Source organism: Planctomycetia bacterium (genome assembly GCA_016795155.1).
GTDB lineage: Bacteria > Planctomycetota > Planctomycetia > Gemmatales > HRBIN36 > JAEUIE01.
The window spans coordinates 126,623-150,890 of sequence record JAEUIE010000029.1 but is presented as its reverse complement, the minus strand read 5'-3'; the positions used below and the strand labels follow the sequence as shown (position 1 = coordinate 150,890).

The window sequence follows — 24,268 nt, the reverse complement described above, 5'->3', positions numbered from 1 at the left end:
AACGTAATTCCATACCTGACTATAGCTTGCGGTCAGCTAATCTCAAAACAGGAATATATGGAAAGCCAGGCAATCTTTCAGAAATAGTGCTAATCAGGAATTTTCTGAAAGAAATCGGATAGCGATGGATACCTGATGTAACGATTTCTTCTGGGAGTGCGTGATGACTCGACGTTCTCTACTTGTCGTGATGTTTTGCTGGATTGGTTCCACCCAGTTATGGGCACAGGAAAATGATCAAGCTATTCTTGATCATGCTGCACGGCTCAAAGAGATCGGCAATGCACTACAGCGGCCTGAGACCATTGCATCCCAGCCTGAAAAGCATTTGGAAAACTTGCGCGTGTTGCGACAGTACCGTCTCAATATAGATGAACTGGGCAAAAAGTATGGTGTCCAGATGCGTACCAACCAGAGGCCGTGGAGCGATCTTTCCACTGCCTGGAATTATGCTTCCAGAGAACTGAAAGAGTATGAGCGTTATGCCGGGATGTTTGCATCGGTTCCCGAAATCGATGCTTTGCTGATTCGTATCTTGGATGGTGCAAAGCGAGGAGTGGAATACAAGGCACCAGCTTATTTCAAACCCGGGAACGACATCCAACTTGGCTTTATCAAAGCAGAGCAGATGCTGCTTGCACTGGAAGCACTCGACCCGGAAAACCGAGAACTGGCCAGACTCAAAGCCGAGTTGATAAAAATCCGCAGCGAAGTGAACTCCCTCGCTGCGACTATGCGAAACGACATCATCGCAGGCAATACTCCGCCACCCGATGAATATCGGAATTCAGATCGAGCCGCACTGCTACAACTGCTTCAGGAGAAGTGGAGCAAGGAAGGAAACGGACAAAAGGTACTGAAAGCCGGTATTATTACTAGCCAATGGACTCGCAGCATTACCTGGCAAAGGGTCGGCAGCGAATGGCAGAGATCTGATAAGAGCAGGATTCAGGGCTATGTCATCACCCAGCTTGATAATCAACTTGCAGTGCGACATACCTTGAACCTGTCGAAGGATCATCTCTCCCATGATAAAATCAGCGTGTCGTTGCTGAATGACCCGAAAGCAGAACCTGAACTGATCAACCTGTTGTCAATCAGCAAGGTTAAGTGATACCCCAACCCGTAAACGTAGGTACTGAAACCAAGGAGCTCAAATGTCCCGTTTGCTATGGAGTCTGGTTCTTTGTTTAATCCCTCAATTGACTGTGGCACAGGAGGCATCATTGGCCACCGTGGAAGAAGCAGCCAAGCTGCTTGATCTGCGAACCGTGCCAATGCATAGCAAGGCAGCTGGAACTATTATCAGATCAGTGGCGACGCAGATGTATGAACTGCCAGCCACCGAAGATGCCAAGGAAGTGTTTGGGTTTATCCAGAAGGAATTAGCTGACCGTGGCTGGAAGGATACAGCTAATCCTCCTTTTCTGAGTCCCAAATCGTGTTCGGCTACTTTTACCAGAAATGGTTATTCACTGGCGGTAACCGTTTTTGAAGCAAGCGGAAAGGATGGCAAAGTTATCAAAGTCGTGATGACGAATCAGGGCAACCTGGATGTGAGTAAGTTGTACGTACCCAAGACGGGCAAGAAGCTGATTGGTGCGCAATCCTCCATGGTATATGCAGTTGAATCGTCAATTGAAGACGCCAGGAAAGAAGTACGTGATGCTCTGATCAAGGACCAATGGGAACCTTACGGCATGGCGGGCAGTACCCAAATTTTCCGAAAGAACGCAATCAAACTCGACGTTGGCATTTACGCTGGTTCTCGAGACAAGAAGACTAATGTTTCGTACATGACCCGATTGCTGCCTTTTGAACTTCCTGCACCAACGGAGGCTCGCCTGGTCACTGTCAGCGATTCGCCTGCCCAGCTATTTGCTGTAACCAAAGGCAACTCGCAGGAAATTGCATCCTGGTTTGAAAAGAAGCTGACAGCGATGGGCTGGAAATCGCAAGGTGCACCGAAGGCCAACGGTATCATGCTGACTCAGCAATTCGAAAAAACCAGCGGAGAAAAACTCACTGCGGAATATGCTTACTTGAAAAATAAAGAAGAGACCAATGCGACGCTGAAGCTGAAGTAGAAGTCGGTCAATTGTGGCAGGGTTATTCGGTACTCCGAATGACCCTGGCACAACTTAAGAGTTTCGTTTGACGCGCTTAACCCGGATAAAACTTCTTTGTGTTCTGATGGCGATGCACAGGACAGACTGGAGCAGTCTCGTCTGGTTCAGAACTTTCATGTTGACAACAATCACAACCAGTTTCTGTCTTGTTGCTGGTTTCGTTCGATGGAATCGCCTGACAGCAAGCATGCAGTCGACATGCCGGCACATGCATGTGCAGGATGGCAAAAATCAACAGACCTCGAAGGAACTTGGCAGACATGATTGAATTATACTTCATACAGGTCTTTACACAATCCCATCTCAACTGTTTTGAAGCGTGCCAGAACTATTCCGGGGCAGCAAAAACACTGACCGGAGTAGTGGTGATTCCCAAAGTGAAAGCTGAATAAAATGCCTTACTTCACCTCCAGCATGATGCTTTCCGAATGGCTGTTGAACTCTGGAGCATACATGCATTCGATGTGTGCCATGCCGGTAGGGTATTTACCCTGATGCTGGACACGAACAGCGTATTCAAAGACATAGGTACCCTTGGGCAGGTAGTCGATGAAGAAGTGGCTGGCAGTGTCTTTGGTTGATTCATAGTATCCCAGGCCATCCTGGTACTTATACTGGCTAAGGACATTAGTGGGTTCGGTGCCGCTGCCTCGATGATCCTTCATGTGGACAAACTCCATGTCGCGATCGGTTCGGAGCACGATACGGACGACGATTTCATCGCCTACGCTGACAGTCCCCTGCACCGCTTCGAGCACTGGTCCTTTTTTGGTGTAGGTGCGTTTGAACAACTGCTTCTGCAGTTTCAGAGGCGTGCCTTCGTGTGGTGTTACCTTGCTGATGTCTTCCAGGTATTGCCAGTGGATGCTGCCCCAGGCAACGCCGGCGTCTGTCTTCTTGAGTTCGATTTTGCCGAATTCAGGTTTGACTTCGCCACGGACAAACTTCTGTTCATAGAAGCCGGTGCCTGCTTCCACTTTCTCCGGCTTGATGGCAGTGCCAGCCAGGGACATTTCTACCAAAGCATCGGATGCAAGCAGGTTGTCGCCTCGGAGCAGAAGGCTGTAAACGGCATCGGCGGTAGACTTGGTCGTCTTCCAGTTTTGTGTCTGCTTCTGCTTAAGTAACCAGACTTTGCAGTCTTCTACTGCCTGAGCATCGTTCATCACTTCATCAAAGGCTTCAATCATGAGTGCCTGGGTTTCGATGGGTGCGTGATACCACCAGTAACTGAGTTCGGTGTCGCGCCAGAAGCGGCCCAGTTCCTCATTGGTGACCGAGCGTTCCTTGATCGAGTTCATGATAGCTTGCGGTGTTTCCCTGTCGCCCCAGCGTTTGAGAGCTATAGCCAGGTGAGCCTGCGATTGGCGGTTGGCTAGTTGCAACCAGTATTTTTTTGCCTGGGCCAGCCAGTAGTTGAAGGCTTCCTTGTACGGGTCTGCCACCTTTTGGTCTTCGACGAAAAAGCTGCGCCCATAGAGATAGAGTGCCACGGTCGAGGTGAGATGGTTCTTGTCTTTGTTAGCAGCATCGTGACGGAGAATATCGCGATACATGCGATCCATCCAGGCGTCCAGGCGGTTGAGCGATTTGAGGGCTGGCGCCATATCGGGCTTCAGCCCCAAATGCCGCATGCGGCCAAAGCCGGTGGTGATGTAGAGCGTGATGTATTCGCTATCCGGACCGCCGGGGAACCAGCTCCAGGCGCCGGTGGCGTTCTGCAGTTCGGAGAGTTTGCGGAACGCTCGGTTCATCTCATCCTGCAAACGGTTATCGTCGAAGAGAATGCCGACATTGCGACGAGATTCGCTTTCCTTGTTGGCCTGCCGGAGCCAGGGAGTTTCCTCGATCATCACCGCTTTAAGGTCCTGGTTCTTTTCGAGCGGACTATCGAGAGCTGGAGTGTTCTTCCACTGGTCGAAGACTTTACGGATGCGAGCATCTGAGAGGGCAATGTGTCTGGCCAGACTGTTGGCATAGAAGCGATTAAAGGTCTGCTCGGAACATTCGTGAGGGTATTCCATCAGGTAAGGCAATGCCATGACAGCATACCACGATGGGTTGGAAACCATCTGTACAGTGAGTGACTGATGCTGGAGGGTATTCGACTTGCCTGATTCGAGGAGTTTCGTGAAGTTTAATATTTTGTCCTGTTTGCCACGAATCGGTAGAGGCAGCGATTCCTGAACCAGTACTCGTCTGGAAAGGACCGGCAGCATGCCTTCTTCGCCATCGGAAAGTCTGTCGGTAGCGCCGACAGCCTTGTAGGTGATGGGGCCGAGGTTATCGGGCACGGACAACTTCCAGGAGAAGCTGCGTGATTCCTTCGATGCAATATCGAATGCCTGATCGAGGTCTTTGTTGCCCAGATCAGCATCAATGGATTTGCCGGTGCGGGAATCGGTCAGGGTCAAACGCACTTTGCCGGCCTGACGGGTGGCAGACTGGTTGCTTACCTTGACGGTGAATTCGAGGATGTCGCCTTCGCGGAGGAAGCGAGGCGGGTTGGGCTGCACCATCAGATCTTTGGCAGTGACGACAGTATCTTCGAGATAGCCTGACTTCAGTTCCTTATCGTGTGCGAAGCCCATGAATTTCCACTTGGTAAGCGCTTCGGGCATCGTGAATTCGAGCTTCACCGTGCCATTTTCGTCAGCCAGCAGATGTGGAAAGAAGAAAGCAGTTTCGTTGAGGTTGGTACGGGTAGCAACATTTTCAAGATTTGGGCCTACCGATGGGGCTACAGGTTCGCCTGGCACTCGCTTGTCGAATTTTTCGTTCATCCTTTCGGCGCCCCAACTCATGGCAGAATCGGCTTTGCCTTCCGCTATACCTGCTGCAACTGCACGCATTGCAGGCGCTGGCGACCCTGGTGCCATCCGTCCACTTGAAACACGCATGACTTGTCCGGCTTCCAGGTAACCATATTGCCACAAGTTGACGGTGATATCCTGCGGGTATGCTCGATAGCGGAAATCTCCAGACCGGTATTGGTGTGGGAACATGCCGACGTAATGATGCATCTGCAACTGATAATTCTGGAACTGCTGGCTCCAGTAGGAACGATCCTGATAGAAAACGTTGATGGCCTGCTGCCAATGGTGAGGCAGATAGGCATCAAGCGAAGCGTCGTAGCAGGCTGCTGCCATCTCTGCGACAGCTTTCTTCGCATCGGGACCGGTGATGACTGCTGTCCAGGTTTCCTTTTTCCCCGGTTCGAGCTTCGAGACGAAGTGTTCCCACTTTACCTTCAGCTCCTTGTTCGACCAGGGCACATCGACATGGCGTGATTCGGTGTAGACACGGTTTTCACGGACATAGGTCACGCGGACATTGAAGCCGCCCCGCATCTGTTCGTTAACGGCCTGTTTGATGAGTTGCTGCGTCTTGTCGCCACTGGTCCAGAAGCTGGAAATGATGTTCTGGCGATGTTCAATTTCGACGTAGGCTTTGCCTGAATCGTAGCCGGTGCCCCAGAGCGCGGAGAATTCCTCGCCCGGTTCGAGTTGCCATTTCGGGGCGGCAAAGAAATGGGGGATTTTCAGGGCAAGTTTAATGGCACTTGGGTCAACGACCTGGAACTGCAGCATGGCTTTCACCGGTTTGCCGAACCGATCCTGCGTTTCGAGCATGGCCCGGTAGATGCCAACACCCAGTTTGACTGGTGATTCCAATTCCCCTTTATCAGTCGTGGTAAACTCGGATGTTGCAACCTGTTCGCCCAGTTCCCAGGTGCGTGGATCGGCAGGATCGGGCGTGGGCTGTGTCGAGGTGGCGGGTTGCGGCCGACCCGGTGCACGTCGGATTGGCCGGGGGCTAGGGCGACCAAATAGCCCTGCACGCATTACTTTTTCAGGCTGCTTCAACTGATACACCTTGAGGCTGCCTTTGGCTGTTGTGCCCTGGCCATCGATGGTACTGGTGCCAATTTTCAATTTGACGGGTTCGCTCGAAGTTTGCCACTCGTTAGCGGTGAGACTGGCCTGCAAGGCGGTGTAGCCTACCTGCAGAGAACGTGAACCGCTACGGGTTTCACCTGTAGTATCGGTGACATCGACCGATGCAGAATAGGTGAAGACCGGTTCATCCTTCTCAGCGACTGTTGGATCGGGCTTGGCAGTGAAAGTGATGGAGAATGTGCCATCTGGTTCGGTGGTTGCAGTTCCGTGAGCAATTTCCTGGGCAGCACCGAGATTGGGAGGCATCCGCCACCAGTAGTAATAGCCCCACCAGGCAGGGAAACGTACCTGTCTGGTAATACGATAACGAAGCTTGGCATTGCTCACCGCGGCACCGGAATAGCCCATGGCCTTGCCGGTGAGTTTGACGGCATCGTTGAGTTTGGGTGAATCCTTCGGAGCATCTACGGTCACTTCAAACTTGGGTCGTTTGTATTCTTCCACATTGAAGTGTGACGAGCCATGCGGGCCTGTGGCTTGGATCATCATTTGTCCCATCAAGCGGTCGCGGGGTGCAGTGAAAGAGCCGCTGAATGAACCTACCTGGTTCGTCACCAGTTGCAGCTTGCTGATTTCCTTGCCGTTGGGATCGTTGAACTGAACCGTGATGGTTCGATTTGCCAGCGTCTGATAGTTCAGTTTTTCATTGTCACCCCGGAGCGCGATGCCTTTGAACCGAATAGGCTGTCCGGGACGATAGAGAGAACGATCCGTGAAGAAGATCACCTGTTCAAATGCCTGCTGAATCTGGCCGCCGCCCTGTCTGTGCATCTCGTTATCGTTGGAGATGGCATGGCCGTTTGACTTGGCAAGGAAGATGACAGGCTGATTACTCGGACCGGTGTACTGAAAGAGGCCGTTCTTGTCGGTGGTCAGTTCGGCACCAACATCCAACCGGTTCTGTTGATAATTGCGGACGTAAGGAGTGACTCTGGCACCGACAATCGGTTCGCCGGTGTTCGAGTTGAGGACAAACCCTTCAAGCCTGCCGCGATAGTGTTCCTGCCGGAGAACCAGCGCCAGATCACTGACCCAGAAATGGGATTGCGTAAGAGGCAGGCCGTTGATCTTAAATCGGTTATCTGGACAGGCAACGACAAAATAAAACCCGGCTGGCAGGTTGTCTGGTGGCGTTACTTCTTCGCTTCGTTGCTGGTAATCTTCCGTTGCTGGCAGATCGACTGACCATTCCGCAACGGGCTTATGCCCAAGCATTTCACTGCGTTGGTTATCATCCATCTGCGAGGGGTGGCTGTGGACGTTTCTCTTCAACTGCTTTTCCCAGTCAGCCTGGTAAATGCGGAAATAGAGTCTGGTCAGATTCTTGTATTCGACATGCAGCTTGGCCAGCGGATTGGCCCACACTCGCTCAATCTGCACCTGGTAATGAGGCTGCTCAATAGCCACGACGATGTTATGACAGTTGATACCTCCCTGACTTTGCGGGAACTGATTCTTTCCCTGAATTGCAACCTCGCGTGCTTCGACCAGTTTGTTTTCGGACTGGTACACACCGGCCAGGGTAGCCAAAGCCAGGGCGCTGAGTTCATGCTGTTTGTTTTCATCGGCAAACTGTTTCAATGCTTTCTTGTAGAGTGCGTTCTTCTCTTCTCCAAAAGCGTGTGCAAACCCGAAGCGCAAACGATGCAAATCAGCATCCAACAGGGCTGAACCGTCATCATCATTCTGATGGATCTGAAGCAACTTCTGGTAGAGCTGGATGGCTTTCAGCTTGGGAGAATCGGCATCTGATGTATCGGGCTTCCAAGTCAGGAATGCTTCACGACTGCCGAGCACTGGACTGTTCGCCTCAAATTCAAACGCATCCTCAGCCTTGGCTGCTGCCAACTCGCCGGAGCCATAAAAGTTCAATGCGTCAAAGGCGAGGAAATCGTAGAGCGTTGGCCGATAGCTATCGGGTAGCGTTCCTTTATCGATCAGAGAGTCATAATCCTTAATGGGAATCTTTTTGAGTTTTTCTTCATGGCTCAGTGCTTTGGTAAACTGGCTGTCGATTTCCTTGAATAAGCGGGACAGATCCCAGGTGGTAAAGTCTTCTGAAGGGGCTGCTGCTGTTGCGGTTCGCTGCATGAACCGCCAGCGATTCTGAAGAAAATAATGCCAGTACCATTGGGCCAGCACTGATTCCATCACCGGCTTCATTTCGTCGGGCGCTTTGGCTATTTCAGCCTTCATCCGTGTAATGCGTTCTTCAGGCTTGTTTCCCTGGACCATGGCCTCGTAGGCGATTTTCTTGGCGATGGCCTTGATGGCTTCGGGATAAGCCTTTTCGTCGATAGCTGACTTGATGATCGGTTCGATTTCCTTGATGGCTGATTGAGGCAACCCCTTGTTGATGGCATCATTTACTTTGGCCCACTGGGCATCGCGTTGCTTCTGATCCATGTGTATTGACCGGTTCCATGCAAACAGAATACCGAGAAGGCACACCAGTAGTGTAACAGAGAGTATGATCCGGTTTCGCATGGTATTTCTCTGGAAAGTGATATCTCTCAACATAATCTGAGTACCGTTCTGTTGTCAAAGGTTGAGACGTACCAACCCCTGATATGGTTGTAACTTAAAGTTAATTTTATTTTCAGACGTGGGATTACCTATTTTGGCTAACTTGTATTTACTGACTCACGGTTTGGGTCCGGCAGGCAGGTGTTCATTGAGAAAGCGAGTGAGCAACGTGTAAAGATGCCTGGTGGTGTTTTTTCTTTCATGAATGGAGTGAGAGCGGTTGGGATAGGGCATGACTGTGAATGCCTTGTTCAGTTCAATGAGTTTATCAAGCAGTTTTTCTGTCCCCTGGTAATGGCAGTTATCATCGCCTGTGCCATGTACGATCAAAAGGTTGCCTTTCAGGCCTGCAGCGTGGGTGATGGGTGAGCCTTGTAAGTAGTCTTCGGCATTCTCTTTCGGCAAGCCCATATATCGTTCCTGATAAATGGTGTCGTACAGGCGCATGTCCGGGACTGGCGCCACGGCCATACCAGTGCGATAAATTTCGGGATGCCGAAACATCAGGTTCAGCGTCATCGAGCCGCCGCCACTCCAACCCCAAACGCCAACACGGTCCGCATCGAGCCAGGGTCGCATGAGCAGTTCGCGGGCAGCAACTGACTGATCGTGCGAAGCGAGTGTGCCAATTTTTCGATAGACACTTTTGCGCCAGTCACGGCCACGCGGGCAAGGCGTTCCGCGGTTATCGACACAAGCCACCACATAGCCTTGCTGTGCCAGCATCAGGTGCCAGAGGTACTGGCCTCCACCCCAACGGTCGGTAACCGTCTGCCCCCAGGGTTCACCATAAACATGAAACATCAGGGGATATTTCTTTGACGAATCAAAGTTAGCAGGTTTGATCATCCAGCCATCGAGTTTGATTCCCTCTCCAATCTCGGTGCGGAAAAATTCCGTAGGGGTCCGTTCGAGTTGTGCGAGTTTTTCTCGGAGCTTGTCATTGGTTGCCAGCGTTCGGGCAACTTTATGCTCAGGCAGTGTGATCACTTCCACGCGGGGCGGCTTACCAAATGAGGAATAGGTGTGCAACGCGGTAGTGCCATCCTCAGAGATATCGTAATCATGCCAACCTGGTTGATTGGCGGGTGTGAGCCGTTCGGGTTTGCCGGTACCGGAGAATGATGTGCGGTAAAGATAATGTTGCGTTGGATTTTCGGGTGAAGCGTAGAAGTAAACCCAGCCAGCTTTTTCATCGACATGGAGAAGCTTGATCACATCGTATTCGCCTGGTGTGATGCATCGCTGGTTGCTTCCATCGCGTGAAACGATGTAGAGATGCCGCCAGCCATCCCGTTCACTGATCCAGGTGAATGCCTTCCCGTTCTCCATCCATTGCAAAGCATCATCATGAATATCGACCCAGGTGCTGTCACGTTCAGTGAGAATGGTTTTGACCGAACACGTAGCGACATCAGCCAGCATGACATCAACGGCATTCTGCAGGCGATTGATCCGGCGAATCACCAGTTCCTGCGAATTGCCTGCCCATTCCATGCGAGGAAGATAGAAATCCGTACTGGTATCGCCGGGAATCTGCATCCATCGGGTATCACCCCCCTGCACTGCTACTACGCCGATACGGCAGGATGCATTACGCTCCCCTGTTTTCGGATACGCAAATGTCTTCATCGTCTGGTACTTGCCTGCGGTGTTATCTACCAGGGTGAAGGTTTTGACATCGCGGGTATTGAGTTGCCAGTAGGCAATCTGCTTGCTGTCTGGGCTGAATCGCCAGCCGACTCTGCAGAAGAATTCTTCTTCATACACCCAATCGAAGGTGCCGTTGATAATGTCGCTGGAACCATCGCTGGTTAGTCTGGTTGGTATACCGCCTTCCGCAGGTTCGACGTAGAGATTGTTATCCCGGACGTAGCCGACAGTAGCGCCATCGGGGGATAGTTTGGCAAACATCATGGTGGAAGGCTTGGTATCGCCACCGAGTCTGGTGAGTTTTCCGGTAGATCGACGGAAGGTCCAGTAGTCGCCTCGGGTATTGGTGCGCCAGACGCGGGCAGAGTTGGTGTAGATCAGCACCAGATCGAAGTCTTTCGAGAATTCGAACGCTTCAATGTTGAGAGGTTCTTTAGATTGAGGCGGTATGAGTTTATCGGCAGGGACCAAAACCTCGCTCTGGCCTTGGACATCGGTACGCACGATATCCCTTCCTGAAGTATGTGCTTTCGAAGGCTGCAGTGACAGGTATGCACCCCCAGGCAGCCACTTATCAATCGGCACTGCTTCGGTGCGAAATTCATCTGAAGCAAAGATGCGATCAACTGTGAGACGGGACTGCTTGGCAGTCTGCTGCTGGGCAGCCAATGGTGTTACAGCCAGCAGCAATAATAGAAACGAGGGGCAGCGAAGCATATCAGACTCCGAATGTTATGGAGTACATACTGTTCAAGTTGAGAGTGATTGACAAGCATTATCATACCGATGTTGCAGAATCATTTTTTACCGGCAAGAAAGTAATTGATCATGTATAACGAAACTTGCTAGAACACTGGTTCAATTTATCCCTGTTGAATGATGTCATCATGAAAATAAAACGCATTTTTGCCCACCGCGTGGAATTGCCTCTGCATGAGGGAACTTACAAGTGGTCGGGTGGCAAATCGGTATCGGTGTTTGACAGCACCATTGTTGGCGTGGAAACCGATACCGGCCTGATCGGTTACGGCGAAGTCTGCCCACTGGGGCCTTTCTATCTGCCCGCTTATGCCGAAGGAGTGCGAGCAGGTCTGCGAGAACTGGCTCCCCATGTATTGGGGTTCGATCCACGGGAACTGGCTAAGCTGAATGATCGGATGGATGCAGCCCTTAAGGGCCATTCTTATGTGAAATCAGGCATTGATATTGCCTGTTGGGATATTCTTGGCCAGGCTACCGGATTGCCTGTCTGCGTGTTGATGGGAGGTCGTTTTGGTGACAGGATTCGACTCTACCGTGCCATTTCGCAGGAATCGCCTGAGGATATGGCGAAGAAAGTGGCAGGCTACCGTGCTGAAGGCTACACTCGATTTCAACTCAAAGTGGGCGGCGACCCTGATGTGGATATCGAACGTATCCGTGCGGTCCGAGCGATGCTGCTCCCCACGGATCGATTGGTTGCTGATGCCAACACCGGCTGGAAACAGCATGAGGCAATGCGGGTGGTGCGTGCGGTTGTAGATGTAGATGTCTACATCGAACAGCCTTGCCTGAGCTATGAAGAGTGCCTGGCGGTGCGGCGAAACTGCACCCACCCGTTTGTGTTGGATGAAAATGTTGACAGCCTGGACATGCTTCTCCGTGCCCGGAGCGACCTGGCCATGGATGTGGTCAATCTGAAGATCAGCAAACTGGGCGGACTGACGAAAACGAAGCAGGCACGCGATCTCTGTGTGAGCATGGGAATTGCCATGACACTGGAAGACAGTTGGGGAGGTGACATTACCACGGCTGCGATTGCTCATCTGGCCCACAGCACACCGGAGGAGTTCCGCTTCACGAGCACCGATTTCAACAGCTATGTTACGGTCAGCACGGCTGAAGGTGCACCTCAGCGCCAGCAGGGGTTCATGACTACCACATCCAAACCAGGCCTGGGCGTTTCTCCGAGGATGAGTGTTCTGGGCAAAAGAGTAGTTGATGTTTCGTAGCTGCTGGTAAATGCGTTATGGACTTGTTCTCGACCATTGTACAGTAGCGTGCTGGGAATTCACACAGCGAGCATCAGTGGCTCACTGTTCTTATCGAATCGTTTACTTCAGAGAGAAATCCGGATAAGCTTGCCTGATCGATAATCTGATTCATGAAATACCTCTGTCATGCTGGTGCACCATCAAGCCTATCATTTCACGTTTCAACATGGTGGTCTGGGAGTTAACACTTCGCTGTAACCTGGCGTGCGGTCATTGTGGCTCACGGGCAGGCAAGGTCAGACAACGGGAACTGACGACAGAAGAAGCATTACGTGTTGTGCAACAACTGGGTGAGTGCGATGTTCGTGAAGTGGCACTGATCGGAGGCGAAGCATACCTGCGACAAGACTGGGAATGTATCGCCCGCGCGATCAGCGAGCATGGCATGTATTGTTCGATGGTGACTGGTGGTCGCGGTCTGGATGCAGATTTGGCAAGACGAATCAAGCAAGCGGGAATAGTCAGCGTTGCAGTATCGATGGATGGATTACAGAGTGCCCATGATCTGCAGCGGGGGATGACGGGCAGTTACCAGGCCGCCCTGTCAGCATTGGATCATCTGCACCGTGAAGGAGTTAAGGTTTCCGTCAATACACAGATCAACCATCTTTCACTGCCTGACCTGGAAAGTCTGCTTGATGTATTACTGGAGCAGCATATTTGGGCATGGGGGGTGCAGTTAACAGTTGCCATGGGACGTGCTGCCGATCACTCTGACTGGTTGCTGCAGCCTTATGATTTGCTAAACCTCTTTCCCCGACTTGTTGCCTTGAAACAACGTTGTGTTCAATCCGGCGTTCGATTTGTTCCGGGCAACAACATTGGTTACTTTGGCCCCTTTGAACAAATACTCCGCGGTGGGGCTTCTGGAAACGGATATTGGGATGGTTGCCAGGCAGGTGAGCAGACATTAGGTATTGAGGCAGATGGAACGCTCAAAGGGTGCCCTTCCCTTCCTACCACTCCTTATGCTGGTGGCAGCTTGCGGGAAAAATCATTGAAAGAACTCCTGCGTGAACCGGCTTTACGTGTCATTCAGGAACGCAGCATGGCCGACCTGTGGGGTTTTTGTCGAGATTGTTATTATGCCGACGTTTGCCGAGCCGGCTGTACTTGGACCAGCCATGTACTTTTCGGTAAGGCAGGCAATAATCCTTATTGTCACTATCGTGCATTACAACACCAGAAGCAGGGACTGCAGGAAAGACTGGTCAGGATCAGTCCTGCTCCAGGTGTCCCATTCGATCATGGAATCTTCAGCATCGTAGTGGAACCTGCTGGAACAAGGGAGGCATCACATGTTCCCTCAAAAAGATGATTCTCTTAAGTCATGTCCAAAGTGTGGTCAGCATTATCGAGTAGGAGAAGATTCATGCCCGCACTGCAAAGCATCCTTGGATAGTTCGAACTCCACACCACCCGGAAATCAGTCAGCCTTACAAAAACTTGGACGCGTGATGTATGGACCCAGCCGAATCGACCTTGATCAGGAGGGTGAACCTGATGATAGAAAATCTGCAATGGAAGATAAGCAAGACGAGGACCGCAAGAAATGGACGCAGAAGTTATCTGAAGATGATTCAGAATTGCGTGTCATGTATGGCCCGCCATCATATATACCGGGGAAGGAAAGCGCCTCTTGGCATGGGATAACCTACTTTTTCTGGGTTGCAATTGTTCTGCTGATCTCGCTACTAGTCTGGTTCTTGCTGAAATAATCCGTTGATTGTTGAGCTAGACTATGAGAGTTACTGAGTGATGGGCCATCACAACAAACCTGCCACTATTCTGCGCAGCAGAATTCACTCCTCTGAATCTTCCTCCATGCTGACGGGATCCACCGTATTCAGGTCGTTCTCTATGGTTGCTGTTTTGATGAGAATGGAATCGAATAGTTCACATAGAACGGAAAGTTCCTCTGAGTAGCGTACTGGTTGCGTGTTCTTGTGAGTAAGAAATCGGTTGATGCCCCACTTATGTTTTTCAAAGAGTTCTTTCGGTTTTAACTCAGGATGAACCTGGGCATACATTTCGATTTCAGGATGGCTGGAGGCAATCCACGAGTTCGATGTGGTCAGATGTGCATCATTCTCAAAGTGGCTGACGAATTCGAAGGACAGGTAACCCATGGCAGAGGCAGTGATTATCGCATAGGTTTGCTTATCCTCGCTGAGAAAATAACGTAGCACATAGTCACGCAGCTTTTTACAGACGAAATCTCCTATCCACTTGAAACCGAGTTCGGCTAAGGCCGCTTCGAAGGCTTTGCGAGGAGCAGCTTCCAGCACCGTCCAACTGGCCATATCCGATTTCCAGTAGGTACTGGCCTTGCCTCGGTAGATAACCTTTGATTTGTCTATGGGCGGCGAGCGATCCTTCCGATTTTTGACGAGTGCTCGCCGCATTTTCTGTTCTTCTTTTCGGCGTCTGTTGTATTGCTGTTCAACAAACTCCAGAACAGGCTTGAAATCCCAGATGTGACTGTAACGATGACGCATCATCAACACAGCCAGATTGCCGATATCCAGCTCACAAATAATATGATTGCCATTGCGTTGAACTTCCATGTTGTAGAGATAACCATCGCGAGACACGGCATGCATGATGGCATCAGCTTCCGCCTCATCACGCAGAACCCATTCCTCATCCTCCCGATTTCGCGCGAGATCCAGAACCTCCTGCAGGGTATCCCGGTCTACGGCTGGCCAGGCTGATTCGATCAGCCATTTACCCTGTGCAACAGGTCCTGAGAAGCGTAATTGTGTGCTGGGATAATCGGGATGGCCTGTACGGTAATCAAGATGGCTTCCATCAGGTGGAGAACGTAAGATCGCAGCTAGTGGTTCGCCCAGGTACGTTCTCAGCAGATCTTCTCTCCATGCTGATTCCTCTGACTCTGGAGCAAAATAATCGAGTGTTTTCAAACCGATCTGCCAGCCTTGCGGACAGGGTCGGACTTCAATGTCGGTGCAGTGGGATATTGGAACCTCCAGTTGTGTGGGATCTGTGGGAGACGGGAAGATTAGTGTCAAAACTGAGAAGGGCTGAGAGCCAACTGTGAGAGAATCCTTGATGAAATCCAGTAATGGAATGTCGACAAACTCGCATTCGAGCGGGCCGTTTTTAACAGGCAGCAACGAACAGGATTCTGTAGCCTTGATGGCTTGCGAGATGAATTCATCGCTGCCGTATGGATTACCCGCCTTGGCAGATTCTGCAGTCTGTTCCGAATCTTCCAGCTCAACAGGGTCGGGATTTTTAAAAAAATCAGCTATGGATCCGTGCAGGCCCAATGCGAGAAGAACCCGAGGAAGATTACCTATATCCGCATCGTCTTCCCGGTCCGTGGTGGATTTCCAAAGCAAGGCATCGAGCAGAGGCTGCCTATCAATAGCCAAGCCTGCCTGTGTAAACGCATCAGCCAAACGATTGGCTTCGTAAAGTCGAAATGCATTGACAGCCTGGCCATAGGTCATGTGTTGAACTGAGTCAAGAAAGGCATCAGCAATTGGCGCGCCCATCTCGGCATAGGAATTTGCAACCTGATCAAATGGTGACCAGGGACGACTTGGCTGGGGGTCTGGATCTGGCTGGAGAAATGCCAGGCGAGGATCGATTTCTTCCTCCTCAGATGGTTCCACATTCTGCTGCGGATCACATTCCCTGCGGAAGATATAGAATTCGTGCAGAAATCTGAGTGGTGGCTGGCGTGGCTGCATAAGCGTGAGATGCCAGCGCGATGCGTCTTCCGTTGTAGCTAGCAATCCTGTGTGGTGTAGCTTTTCGAGCCCTTGGATCAAATTGGCACGATCCACACCCCAATCATTGGCAGTGAAAAAGCTCCAAGGCGGCGTCGATTCAATCCTGATTTTTTCAAATACATCTCCAAGTATTTCGCGGAAGACATTCCTGATTTCCTTTTCAGTAGCCACGGTTGCTGCCACATGTATACGCACTGCCATAGTTGCCTCAATTCAGAATTTCAGGGCAAGTTCTGGTGGACAACACCGTGATCTCATCTGCTTTTGGCCCAGTAAATCCCATATTGTTACCATGGAGGTTATTGGCGATCAAGCAGTAGCATGGAGATTGTCCACAACTGAATTGTCTTTCATGGCTTGCTTCCCCACTAAATTAAATTATCTTTTCTGCCTTAAGCTTGAATCATACACGGTAATCCAATGGATCAGATAAACAGAGATTCCATGGTCGATTTACTGGAGAAGATCAAGCAAGGTCGTGATCAGGCTGCAGAACAGGAACTCTGGAACAGGTATTTTGATCAATTGATGGTGGCGTCCAGACAACAACTGCAGGCGCGGGCTCGTCGTGTCAGAGATGAAGAAGATATTGCACTGAGTGTTATGAACAGTTTCTTTCGAGGGGCAGCTGAGGGAAGGTTTGTCCAGTTGAATGATCGGAGCGATCTGTGGCTCATCCTTCGTGTACTGACTAAACGGAAAACTGTTGATCACCTTCGACGGATTCATGCTCAGAAACGGGGTGGCGATGCCGTTCGTGGCGAATCGGTGTTCTTCAATTCAAATGAATCTTCACCGGGCAGCCCAGATGTGATGCCTGGCAAACAGGTCGAGCCTGACTTAGCTGCGATCTTCACTGAAGAGTGCGAACGACTATTTGCAGCATTGCGCGATAAGGAACTCTCCCAGGTTGCTTTGCTTCGACTGGAAGGTTACTCCAATGAGGAAATGGCTCAGCAACTCGGTAGATCGGTGCGTTCCATCGAAAGGAAACTGAAAACCATTCGGGCAATCTGGTTGATGAAGATGAAGGAAGATGAGGAAGATTGATAATTCTCTGGGATAAGGAGAGAAGAGAGGTAATCAAACCCAATGATCATCATGTCCATTCATATCCATTGGATGACCCTGATTTTCACGTAGGATGCCACTGGCTACTAGATGAGTAGCGATAAATGAACAGGCTCGTCTCAGCTGTCCTGTTTTCACAGTGATGCCATGTGCGAACATTGGTGATGGTCAGGGTAGTATGATCCTTTGCATGAAAGCGCTGGATACTATCTAAAGGATAGATTAGCATCTTTAACTTAAGACATGCACCAGGGCTGATTCGGAGAAATGAATGCACATGGGAAGGCTGTTTGTCGTTAGCTTGATGCTGTATTCCACTTCTCTGGTACATGTCGATGATCAGCCCACGCTGCAGCAGAAACTGAGCAAGGAACCCCTCTCCAGCCTGATCAATGACGTTAAGTCTCGTGGCGATGCAGCCCGTGGAGCAGTATTGTTCTTCCAGCCGTTTCTCACTTGTGCCAAATGCCACGATGCCCAAGCAGGAACTCAACTGGGGCCAGACCTTGCCAAAATCGGGAAGGATGGAACCGCAGAGCATCTCATTGAATCCGTGCTTGCACCATCGAAGGTTATCAGAAAGGGGTACGAAACGGTCACCATCACCACCCGCGATGGCCGAACCCACACGGGCCTCTTCGTGAGTGACAAGAACGGCGACATTACCCTCATCGACCCGGCAGCGCAGGGTAAACAGATCCAGGTTGCCAGTGCTGAGATCGACGAGCGCAAGATCAGCCAGCAATCGCTGATGCCCGATGGTCTGGTCAATCTGCTTTCAGACAGGCAGCAGTTTCTGGACCTGGCGAAGTACCTCATCGAAATCGCAAAACAAGGGCCTCGTCGTGCCAGTGAACTGCGGCCTGCCCAGACGGCACTCGTGATTCCCGAGTATGAGAAGGAGATCAATCATGCCGGGTTCCTCCGCTCACTGGATGAGAAAGCATTTCGCCGAGGCGAAGCCATCTATACCCGTGTTTGTGCCAACTGTCATGGAACCAAGGATGCCTTCGGCTCCATGCCAACATCGCTACGATTTGCTGTCGACAAGTTCAAGAACGGCAGCGACCCCTACAGCCTGTATCAAACGCTCACCCACGGCTATGGCATGATGGCCCCGCAAACGTGGATGGTGCCTCGACAGAAGTATGATGTCATCCACTACCTCCGCGAAACGTATCTCAAGAATGACAACAAGTCTCAATATGCGAGCATTGATCAGGGTTACCTAGAGAAACTTCCGAAGGGAACAATCTTCGGTCCGCCGGCGGCAACGGTGGAACCATGGGTGACCATGGACTACGGCCCCAGCCTGATGAACACTTACGAAGTTAGTGGGACGGGACCGAACATCGCCTACAAGGGTATTGCTGTACGGCTTGATGCAGGACCGGGTGGTGTATCACGAGGCAACCGCTGGGCGCTCTTTGATCACGACACCATGCGATTCGCAGCGGCCTGGAGTGGCAACGGATTTATTGACTGGAAAGGCATCCACTTCAACGGTCAGCATCAAGTCCATCCCAAGCTGATGGGCGATGTTCAGGTGGTGAATCCAGTCGGTCCCGGTTGGGCCAATCCTGAAACGGGTAGTTTCGACGATCCACGCCTCACTGGTCGCGATGGCAAGCCTTATGGGCCACTACCGAAATCGTGGGCGCAGTACCGGGGCACCTACCAGTTCGGCAATCAAACGATCCTCTCATACACCGTTGGTGGTGCCAGTGTATTCGAGTCGTTCGGTGTAGAGACGGATGCCAAACAACCAGCCACAGTGATCTATACTCGTACGCTGGAAATCGGTCCATCCTCCAAAGAACTGTTAGCTCGGATCGCGCCAGCCGATATTGCAGTAAAGGTGGTGGGTGATGCCCAGGCATCGCTCATCAAGCGAGATGGCTTCACGCTGCTCAAGATACCTGTCTCGACAACAACGATGCGCATCAAGCTCCTGATGGCTAAGACCACCCAGCAGATGCTTGATGGCTATGCCAGCACTGCCCCAAGTTCCTTGAAACTACTCACTGAAGGTGGGCCGAAGCGTTGGCCAGAGATTCTGAAAACGATGACAACGCTAGGCAAGAACGATGGGCCGTTTGCAGTCGATACCTTCGTACTTCCAGAAAAGAACCCATGGAACGCTCAATTGCGACTGACGGGGTTCGACTTCTTTCCCGATGGTAAACGGGCAGCAGTCTGCTCCTGGGATGGCGATGTCTGGATGGTCACCGGGTTCGATCAACCAGCTAGTGGGCTAACCTGGCAGCGCATCGCAACTGGGCTCTTTCAGCCACTTGGCCTGAAGCTGCGCGAGGGGAATATCTATGTCTGCTGTCGCGATCAAATCGTGCGGCTGCACGATCTAAACAACGATGCCGAGATGGATTACTACGAGTGCTTCAATAACGATCATCAGGTGACCGAGCATTTCCATGAGTTTGCCATGGGCTTGCAGACCGATCCGGAAGGCAACTTCTACTACGCCAAGAGTGGTCGTCATGCACTGCCTGCACTCGTTCCTCACCATGGTACGCTTCTGAAAGTGAGCAAGGACGGCTCCACGACGGAGATACTCGCGACCGGCTTCCGGGCAGCCAATGGCGTGTGCTTGAATCCCGATGGCACCTTCTTCGTCACCGATCAGGAAGGATTCTGGACGCCGAAGAACCGTATCAACCTGGTGGAGAAAAGTGGGTTCTATGGCAACATGTGGGGATACACGGACATCACCGAAACCTCCAACTCTGCCATGAAGCAGCCACTCTGCTGGATCACGAACAACTTTGATCGTTCGCCGGCTGAGTTGCTGTGGGTGAACAGTGACAAGTGGGGATCACTTGCAGGTTCGCTGCTGAATATCTCCTACGGGCATGGGAAGATCTACGTCGTGCCTCATGAGAAAGTGAATGGACAGGTACAAGGTGGCATGTGCTCGCTGCCTTTGCCGCCGTTTCCGACAGGCATCATGCGTGGCAGATTTCATCCTGTCGATGGCCAGCTTTATACCCTGGGCATGTTCGCCTGGGCGGGGAATCAGACTGGCTCAGGCGGCTTCTATCGGGTTCGATATACCGAAAAGCCTGCCGACTTGCCTGTTGGTCTGAAGGCCAGGTCGGGTGGAGTGGAAGTGACCTTCACTGATCCGATCGATCCATCCAGTGCAGCTGATATCAAGAACTACGAAGTCACTGTCTGGGGTCTACTTCGCAGCAAAAATTATGGCTCGAAGCATCTCAACGAACATGCCCTGATGATATCGAAAGCTGTGCTTCTGCCCGATGGGAAAACGGTGCGCCTGGAGAGTAAAGACCTGGCACCCACCTGGGGCATGGAGATCAAGTATCGTCTGAAAGGAACCGACGGACGTGCCATCGTTGGCACGATTCACAATACCATTCATGCCATCAGTGACGCACCAGCTAAACCATGAGGTCTGCGGCACGGCAAGCTAGCTAGCCGATCAATTCGGGAATCGCTTTGCCATGATCAACGATGGGTGTGGGGCGACCGTTGAAGTCTTTGATCATCGTCTTGGCGTAGTCGATGCCGAGGTGGTGGTAGATGGTGGCGAGGAAATCGCCTGGTCCGCAGACACGATCGATGGCATTTTCGCCTCGCTTATCGGTGGCCCCAACAAAGCGGCCGGTCGAGATGCCTCCACCTGCCCAGATATTGGAGAACCCTGCAGGCCAATGGTCGCGACCTGGTTGGGTGGTGCCTGCCGGTGCGCTGGCATCGCCTGCTCCGGTGCTGGGGGCGTAGCTGATCTTGGGAGTGCGCCCGAATTCACCTGTGACGACGACCAGCACTCGCTTATCCAACCCACGCAAGTAAATGTCCTCGATCAGAGCGGATACGGCCTGATCGTAAGCCGGCGAGCGGAACTTCATGGCATCGAACACATGCTGGTTGACGGCATGATCGTCCCAGTTGCCTACTCGTCCACAGAGCGGGCCGCTGAGGCTGGTTGTCAGCACATCAACGCCTGCTTCCACCAGTCGTCGGGCCAGTAATAGTTGCTGTCCCCAGGCGTTGCGGCCGTAACGGTCTCGGGTCCGGGGGTCTTCACGGTTCAGATCAAAGGCAACCTTGGTCTGTGGGTTCGTCAGCAAGGTCATGGCCTGCGATTCAAACTCATCAAGTGCAGCCAGTTCCCGGGCATGATCGAAACTGCGTTCCAGGGTGTCAAGCTTCTGACGGAGCGAAGAACGTCGACCTAGCCGTTGCACTTCGTCAGCATTGGTCAAGCCAATATTGGGTACAGAGAAAGTAGGGGCGTTGGGATCACCCGAGACGACAAACGGTGAGTACGAATCACCCAGGTAAGCGGGGCCGTTGTATTCAAGAGGCGGATTGAGGCCGACATAGGAAGGTAGCGGATTCTGCCGGGGGCCTTGCTGGCCCAGCATGTAGTTGGCAACAGTCATCCAGTCGGGGTATTTGGGCTTGGGCTTATCGCGAGTGTCGGGGTCGCCTGAAAGCAGTTGCATGGAACCAGCGGGGTGACCGCCTGCAGACTGCCGCATCGAACGTACTACAACGAGCTTGTCTGCGATCGCAGCCTGCTTCGGCATCAATTCGGTGAACTGCATCCCCGGGACTTTAGTGGGGATGAGTTTGAACGGGCCACGGTAGTCGCTGCCTGCGTTCGGCTTGGGATCGTAAGAATCAAGGTGAGACAACCCGCCGGGCAGCCAGACCATGATCACCGCTTTCTTCTCGGTGTTGTTCTTCCCCAACGAAGCAGCGCTGGCACGTTGCAGTTTCAGGATGTTGGGCAGGCTCAGCGAAGCGAACCCGGCCAGGCCCGCTTGCAGAAACGCACGACGACCGGTGGCACCAAACTGAATCGGCCCGCGACAGTTGTAACCGTGTGACATTACTTCTTCTCCGCAGGCTTGATGCGAATCGTGAATGGCTCGCAGACCACAATATCGACGATATCTCGTGGCTGTGCTGCCTGCTTTACCTGATTGAGCTGCTGTCTGGTAGCATTCAAAGCTTCGGTCGCAGCTTTCATCCTGGCACTGACTGCAGCCAGGGTCTTGGTCATTTGTTCTTTCTTCGCTGCGGGTGCTTTCTGGGCATCGGCTGTTACCTTCTTCACCTCGTCTTCGAGTGCCTTCACTTCAGACAACTTCTTTTCAGAAGCAGCTTCTACCGCAGTGACCAGTTCAGGCCGATGGCGATACTTGACAACACCACCACCCAGGAACGACACTCGATACTCGCCTGGTGGAACATTAAGGGCTTTCAGATCGAGCACCACTTGGGAAGTGTCTGCTTTGACGGGTAGATCAAAGGTAGGGGCCTTCTCAAAGCCAGCACCGATGGCTTTCATCTGGATCGTATCGCCGGAGAAATCGCTGGTTCGCTTGTGCAATAGGGGAACGGTCAGCTTCTGGCCGACGGTTGCTTCGATCACCGGAGTCTTCGTCGTGATGGTCAGCGGAGCCACATCGCTGCCACCGACGGAAACGGGCACATCAGCCAGCAAACGCGGACTGGGAATCTCGCCCCAGGAATCGGGGATGGGCCAAGAGACCGAAGCGAGGTGACAGGGGCGTGTCACTGCTTTGCCAGCGACTGTTGCTTTGCCGATGAATGCAGCATTGGCGTAGCCCCTGGGTGCATTGGCCTGAGCGGTGATCAACATCATGCCACGTGATTGGCCGGCGGGGATTTTCAAACCATGGGCGATGACCCCTTGAGGCAGCCCTTCCATCACCAGTTCAATCTCGCCATCGAACCCATCACGTCGAAATGCAACCACTTCGAGCGCCATCGTAGCGCCACCACGCAAAGCAATGGGCTTGGACAAAGCATTACGATCACCATTTCGAAGCTCCATGTGCAACGCCCAGGCGACCAGAGCGAAGTCAGGAGCAGCCTTGCGGATGATGAGACGATAGTGGTTGCCTGGTTCACTGCGTGTGCCGCCGAACAAATCGGAGACTTGCACACGATACAGGCCATCTTCCTTGATCACTAACTTGCCCAACAGGTCGGAAGTGCCAGCGTTGTAGGGTGGGCCATCGTAGGCGTAGCCGTTACTGGAAACTTTTACCGGACTGGGAATGTCGCTCAACTCGAGAACATCGATCAACTTCTCGGCTGCATCTTTCTCGCCTTTGACCACCCGCTGAACCAGGAGTGTTGGATCAGTGCGAAGTCCAAACCGTTCGGATGCCATCTCGATCCACCATTCCTCACCTTTCCTGGCAGCGAACTCGTAGACATCAACATCAGCAGCAGGGAAGAACTTGCCTGCCACATCGCAAGGCAGGCTGATCTTCTGAGCGTGCTTGCTATCATTGTTGGGTTCCACTTCGTTCTGTGCTGCCTGTGCAGGCAATCCTGTGGGTGGCCAGGAGAAAGCATGAACAGGCTTCGTGGAGGGCTGCCTGACGATAGCGGTGCCGGGCGGCTGTTCCCAGATGCCCAGGCGGTAGTAGAACGCCGGGCCACCTTTGAAGGTCAGTTCATGAATCTTGATGACGTAAGTACCATCGCTGGGTGGAGTGAAATCGATCACGCCACCTCGACGTTCAACGACAAGATCGCGACCTGCTGCATCACCAATGATTACGGTGGCATGCAACTTGGAATCGATGCCAATGGTGGCACAATCGACGATGAGGCGTTGCCCTTTCCTGGCTTTGACGGCGTAGTAGTCGATGGAACGGTCAGCAGTAGCGCCGTTGCAGACGCAGTTCACTGACAGTTCCTGTGCTGTGGCCAATGTTCGGTTCGGTTTGGTCTGCACCACTTCGTTCAGTGTGCCCACCGCAAATATGCGTGAGGACGAGATGCCTAGCCGAGTCATCACTCGAGCTTCATACAATCCAACGGGACAGTCTTTCGCGATGGCGACCGTGTACTGATTGGCTATCGGTGTGCCTGCTGCATCGAGCTTGCGCTTGGCAGTGATGCGAGGATCGGAAAAGATCAAGTCGCTCGCATCATCAAGATGTTCGCCGGTGATGGTGACATCGATTGCTGTTCCCACCTTGCCACCCATCGGCATCGTGGTGAGCAGCCGAGGTGCAGGCAGACCGACTTCTTGTGCATGGACGAACGTGAGGCAACCCAGGACTAGTGCCCAGGTAACCGCAGTTCGAGAGTAGTGCCGAGTG

Annotated in this window: 12 protein-coding genes; 7 read left to right on the top strand and 5 right to left on the bottom strand. The window is 52.2% G+C overall.

All coding sequences use genetic code 11. The annotated features are described in order from the left end of the window. Positions 1-163 precede the first annotated feature (163 nt). Positions 164-1,114, top strand: coding sequence for a hypothetical protein (locus tag JNJ77_11670; GenBank protein MBL8823239.1), 951 nt, complete (start codon positions 164-166; stop codon positions 1,112-1,114). Between the two features lie 43 nt (positions 1,115-1,157). Next, positions 1,158-2,087, top strand: coding sequence for a hypothetical protein (locus tag JNJ77_11665; protein MBL8823238.1), 930 nt, complete (start codon positions 1,158-1,160; stop codon positions 2,085-2,087). A 440-nt stretch (positions 2,088-2,527) separates the two neighbouring features. On the opposite strand, the gene JNJ77_11660 is transcribed toward JNJ77_11665, so the two are convergent. Then, positions 2,528-8,575, bottom strand: a complete 6,048-nt coding sequence (locus tag JNJ77_11660; protein MBL8823237.1) for a hypothetical protein — start codon at positions 8,573-8,575, stop codon at positions 2,528-2,530. Positions 8,576-8,731: 156 nt separating this feature from the next. Then, entirely contained in the window at positions 8,732-10,984 is a 2,253-nt protein-coding gene (locus tag JNJ77_11655; protein MBL8823236.1) for a S9 family peptidase, read from the bottom strand. Between the two features lie 170 nt (positions 10,985-11,154). Between JNJ77_11655 and JNJ77_11650 the strand changes: the two genes are divergently transcribed. From JNJ77_11650 to JNJ77_11640, 3 genes are all read left to right on the top strand, one after another. Continuing rightward, on the top strand, positions 11,155-12,258 hold the full coding sequence (locus JNJ77_11650; GenBank protein MBL8823235.1) for a mandelate racemase/muconate lactonizing enzyme family protein: 1,104 nt from the start codon (positions 11,155-11,157) through the stop codon (positions 12,256-12,258). Between the two features lie 208 nt (positions 12,259-12,466). After that, on the top strand, positions 12,467-13,618 hold the full coding sequence (locus JNJ77_11645) for a radical SAM protein (GenBank protein ID MBL8823234.1): 1,152 nt from the start codon (positions 12,467-12,469) through the stop codon (positions 13,616-13,618). Beyond that, positions 13,599-14,018, top strand: a complete 420-nt coding sequence (locus tag JNJ77_11640; protein MBL8823233.1) for a hypothetical protein — start codon at positions 13,599-13,601, stop codon at positions 14,016-14,018. Before JNJ77_11645 ends, JNJ77_11640 begins: the two co-directional genes overlap by 20 nt. Positions 14,019-14,102: 84 nt before the next feature. Here JNJ77_11640 and JNJ77_11635 read toward each other — a convergent pair whose 3' ends face one another. Further along, positions 14,103-16,262 (bottom strand): hypothetical protein, encoded by a 2,160-nt coding sequence (locus JNJ77_11635; protein MBL8823232.1) that lies wholly within the window; start codon positions 16,260-16,262, stop codon positions 14,103-14,105. Positions 16,263-16,505: 243 nt separating this feature from the next. On the opposite strand from JNJ77_11635, the gene JNJ77_11630 reads away from it, so the two are divergent. Next, positions 16,506-17,111 (top strand): RNA polymerase subunit sigma-70, encoded by a 606-nt coding sequence (locus tag JNJ77_11630; protein MBL8823231.1) that lies wholly within the window; start codon positions 16,506-16,508, stop codon positions 17,109-17,111. Positions 17,112-17,403: 292 nt separating this feature from the next. Then, the gene (locus JNJ77_11625; protein MBL8823230.1) at positions 17,404-20,562 is read left to right on the top strand and encodes a c-type cytochrome; all 3,159 of its coding nucleotides are present in this window, start codon (positions 17,404-17,406) and stop codon (positions 20,560-20,562) included. Positions 20,563-20,584: 22 nt separating this feature from the next. On the opposite strand, the gene JNJ77_11620 is transcribed toward JNJ77_11625, so the two are convergent. Both JNJ77_11620 and JNJ77_11615 read right to left on the bottom strand, forming a co-directional pair. After that, positions 20,585-22,012: a DUF1501 domain-containing protein gene (locus JNJ77_11620; protein ID MBL8823229.1), complete on the bottom strand. Its 1,428-nt coding sequence runs from the start codon at positions 22,010-22,012 to the stop codon at positions 20,585-20,587. Continuing rightward, complete coding sequence (locus JNJ77_11615; protein MBL8823228.1) at positions 22,012-24,225, bottom strand: serine protease; 2,214 nt, start codon at positions 24,223-24,225, stop codon at positions 22,012-22,014. The genes JNJ77_11620 and JNJ77_11615 overlap by 1 nt, the downstream gene beginning before the upstream one ends. Positions 24,226-24,268 lie beyond the last annotated feature (43 nt).

Excerpts from the sequence above, each read along its gene's own strand:
- JNJ77_11670 (MBL8823239.1), top strand. The coding sequence starts at position 164 with ATGACTCGACGTTCTCTACTTGTCGTGATGTTTTGCTGGATTGGTTCC.
- JNJ77_11665 (MBL8823238.1), top strand. The coding sequence starts at position 1,158 with ATGTCCCGTTTGCTATGGAGTCTGGTTCTTTGTTTAATCCCTCAATTG.
- JNJ77_11660 (MBL8823237.1), bottom strand. The coding sequence starts at position 8,575 with ATGCGAAACCGGATCATACTCTCTGTTACACTACTGGTGTGCCTTCTC.
- JNJ77_11655 (MBL8823236.1), bottom strand. The coding sequence starts at position 10,984 with ATGCTTCGCTGCCCCTCGTTTCTATTATTGCTGCTGGCTGTAACACCA.
- JNJ77_11650 (MBL8823235.1), top strand. The coding sequence starts at position 11,155 with ATGAAAATAAAACGCATTTTTGCCCACCGCGTGGAATTGCCTCTGCAT.
- JNJ77_11645 (MBL8823234.1), top strand. The coding sequence starts at position 12,467 with ATGGTGGTCTGGGAGTTAACACTTCGCTGTAACCTGGCGTGCGGTCAT.
- JNJ77_11640 (MBL8823233.1), top strand. The coding sequence starts at position 13,599 with ATGTTCCCTCAAAAAGATGATTCTCTTAAGTCATGTCCAAAGTGTGGT.
- JNJ77_11635 (MBL8823232.1), bottom strand. The coding sequence starts at position 16,262 with ATGGCAGTGCGTATACATGTGGCAGCAACCGTGGCTACTGAAAAGGAA.
- JNJ77_11630 (MBL8823231.1), top strand. The coding sequence starts at position 16,506 with ATGGTCGATTTACTGGAGAAGATCAAGCAAGGTCGTGATCAGGCTGCA.
- JNJ77_11625 (MBL8823230.1), top strand. The coding sequence starts at position 17,404 with ATGCACATGGGAAGGCTGTTTGTCGTTAGCTTGATGCTGTATTCCACT.
- JNJ77_11620 (MBL8823229.1), bottom strand. The coding sequence starts at position 22,012 with ATGTCACACGGTTACAACTGTCGCGGGCCGATTCAGTTTGGTGCCACC.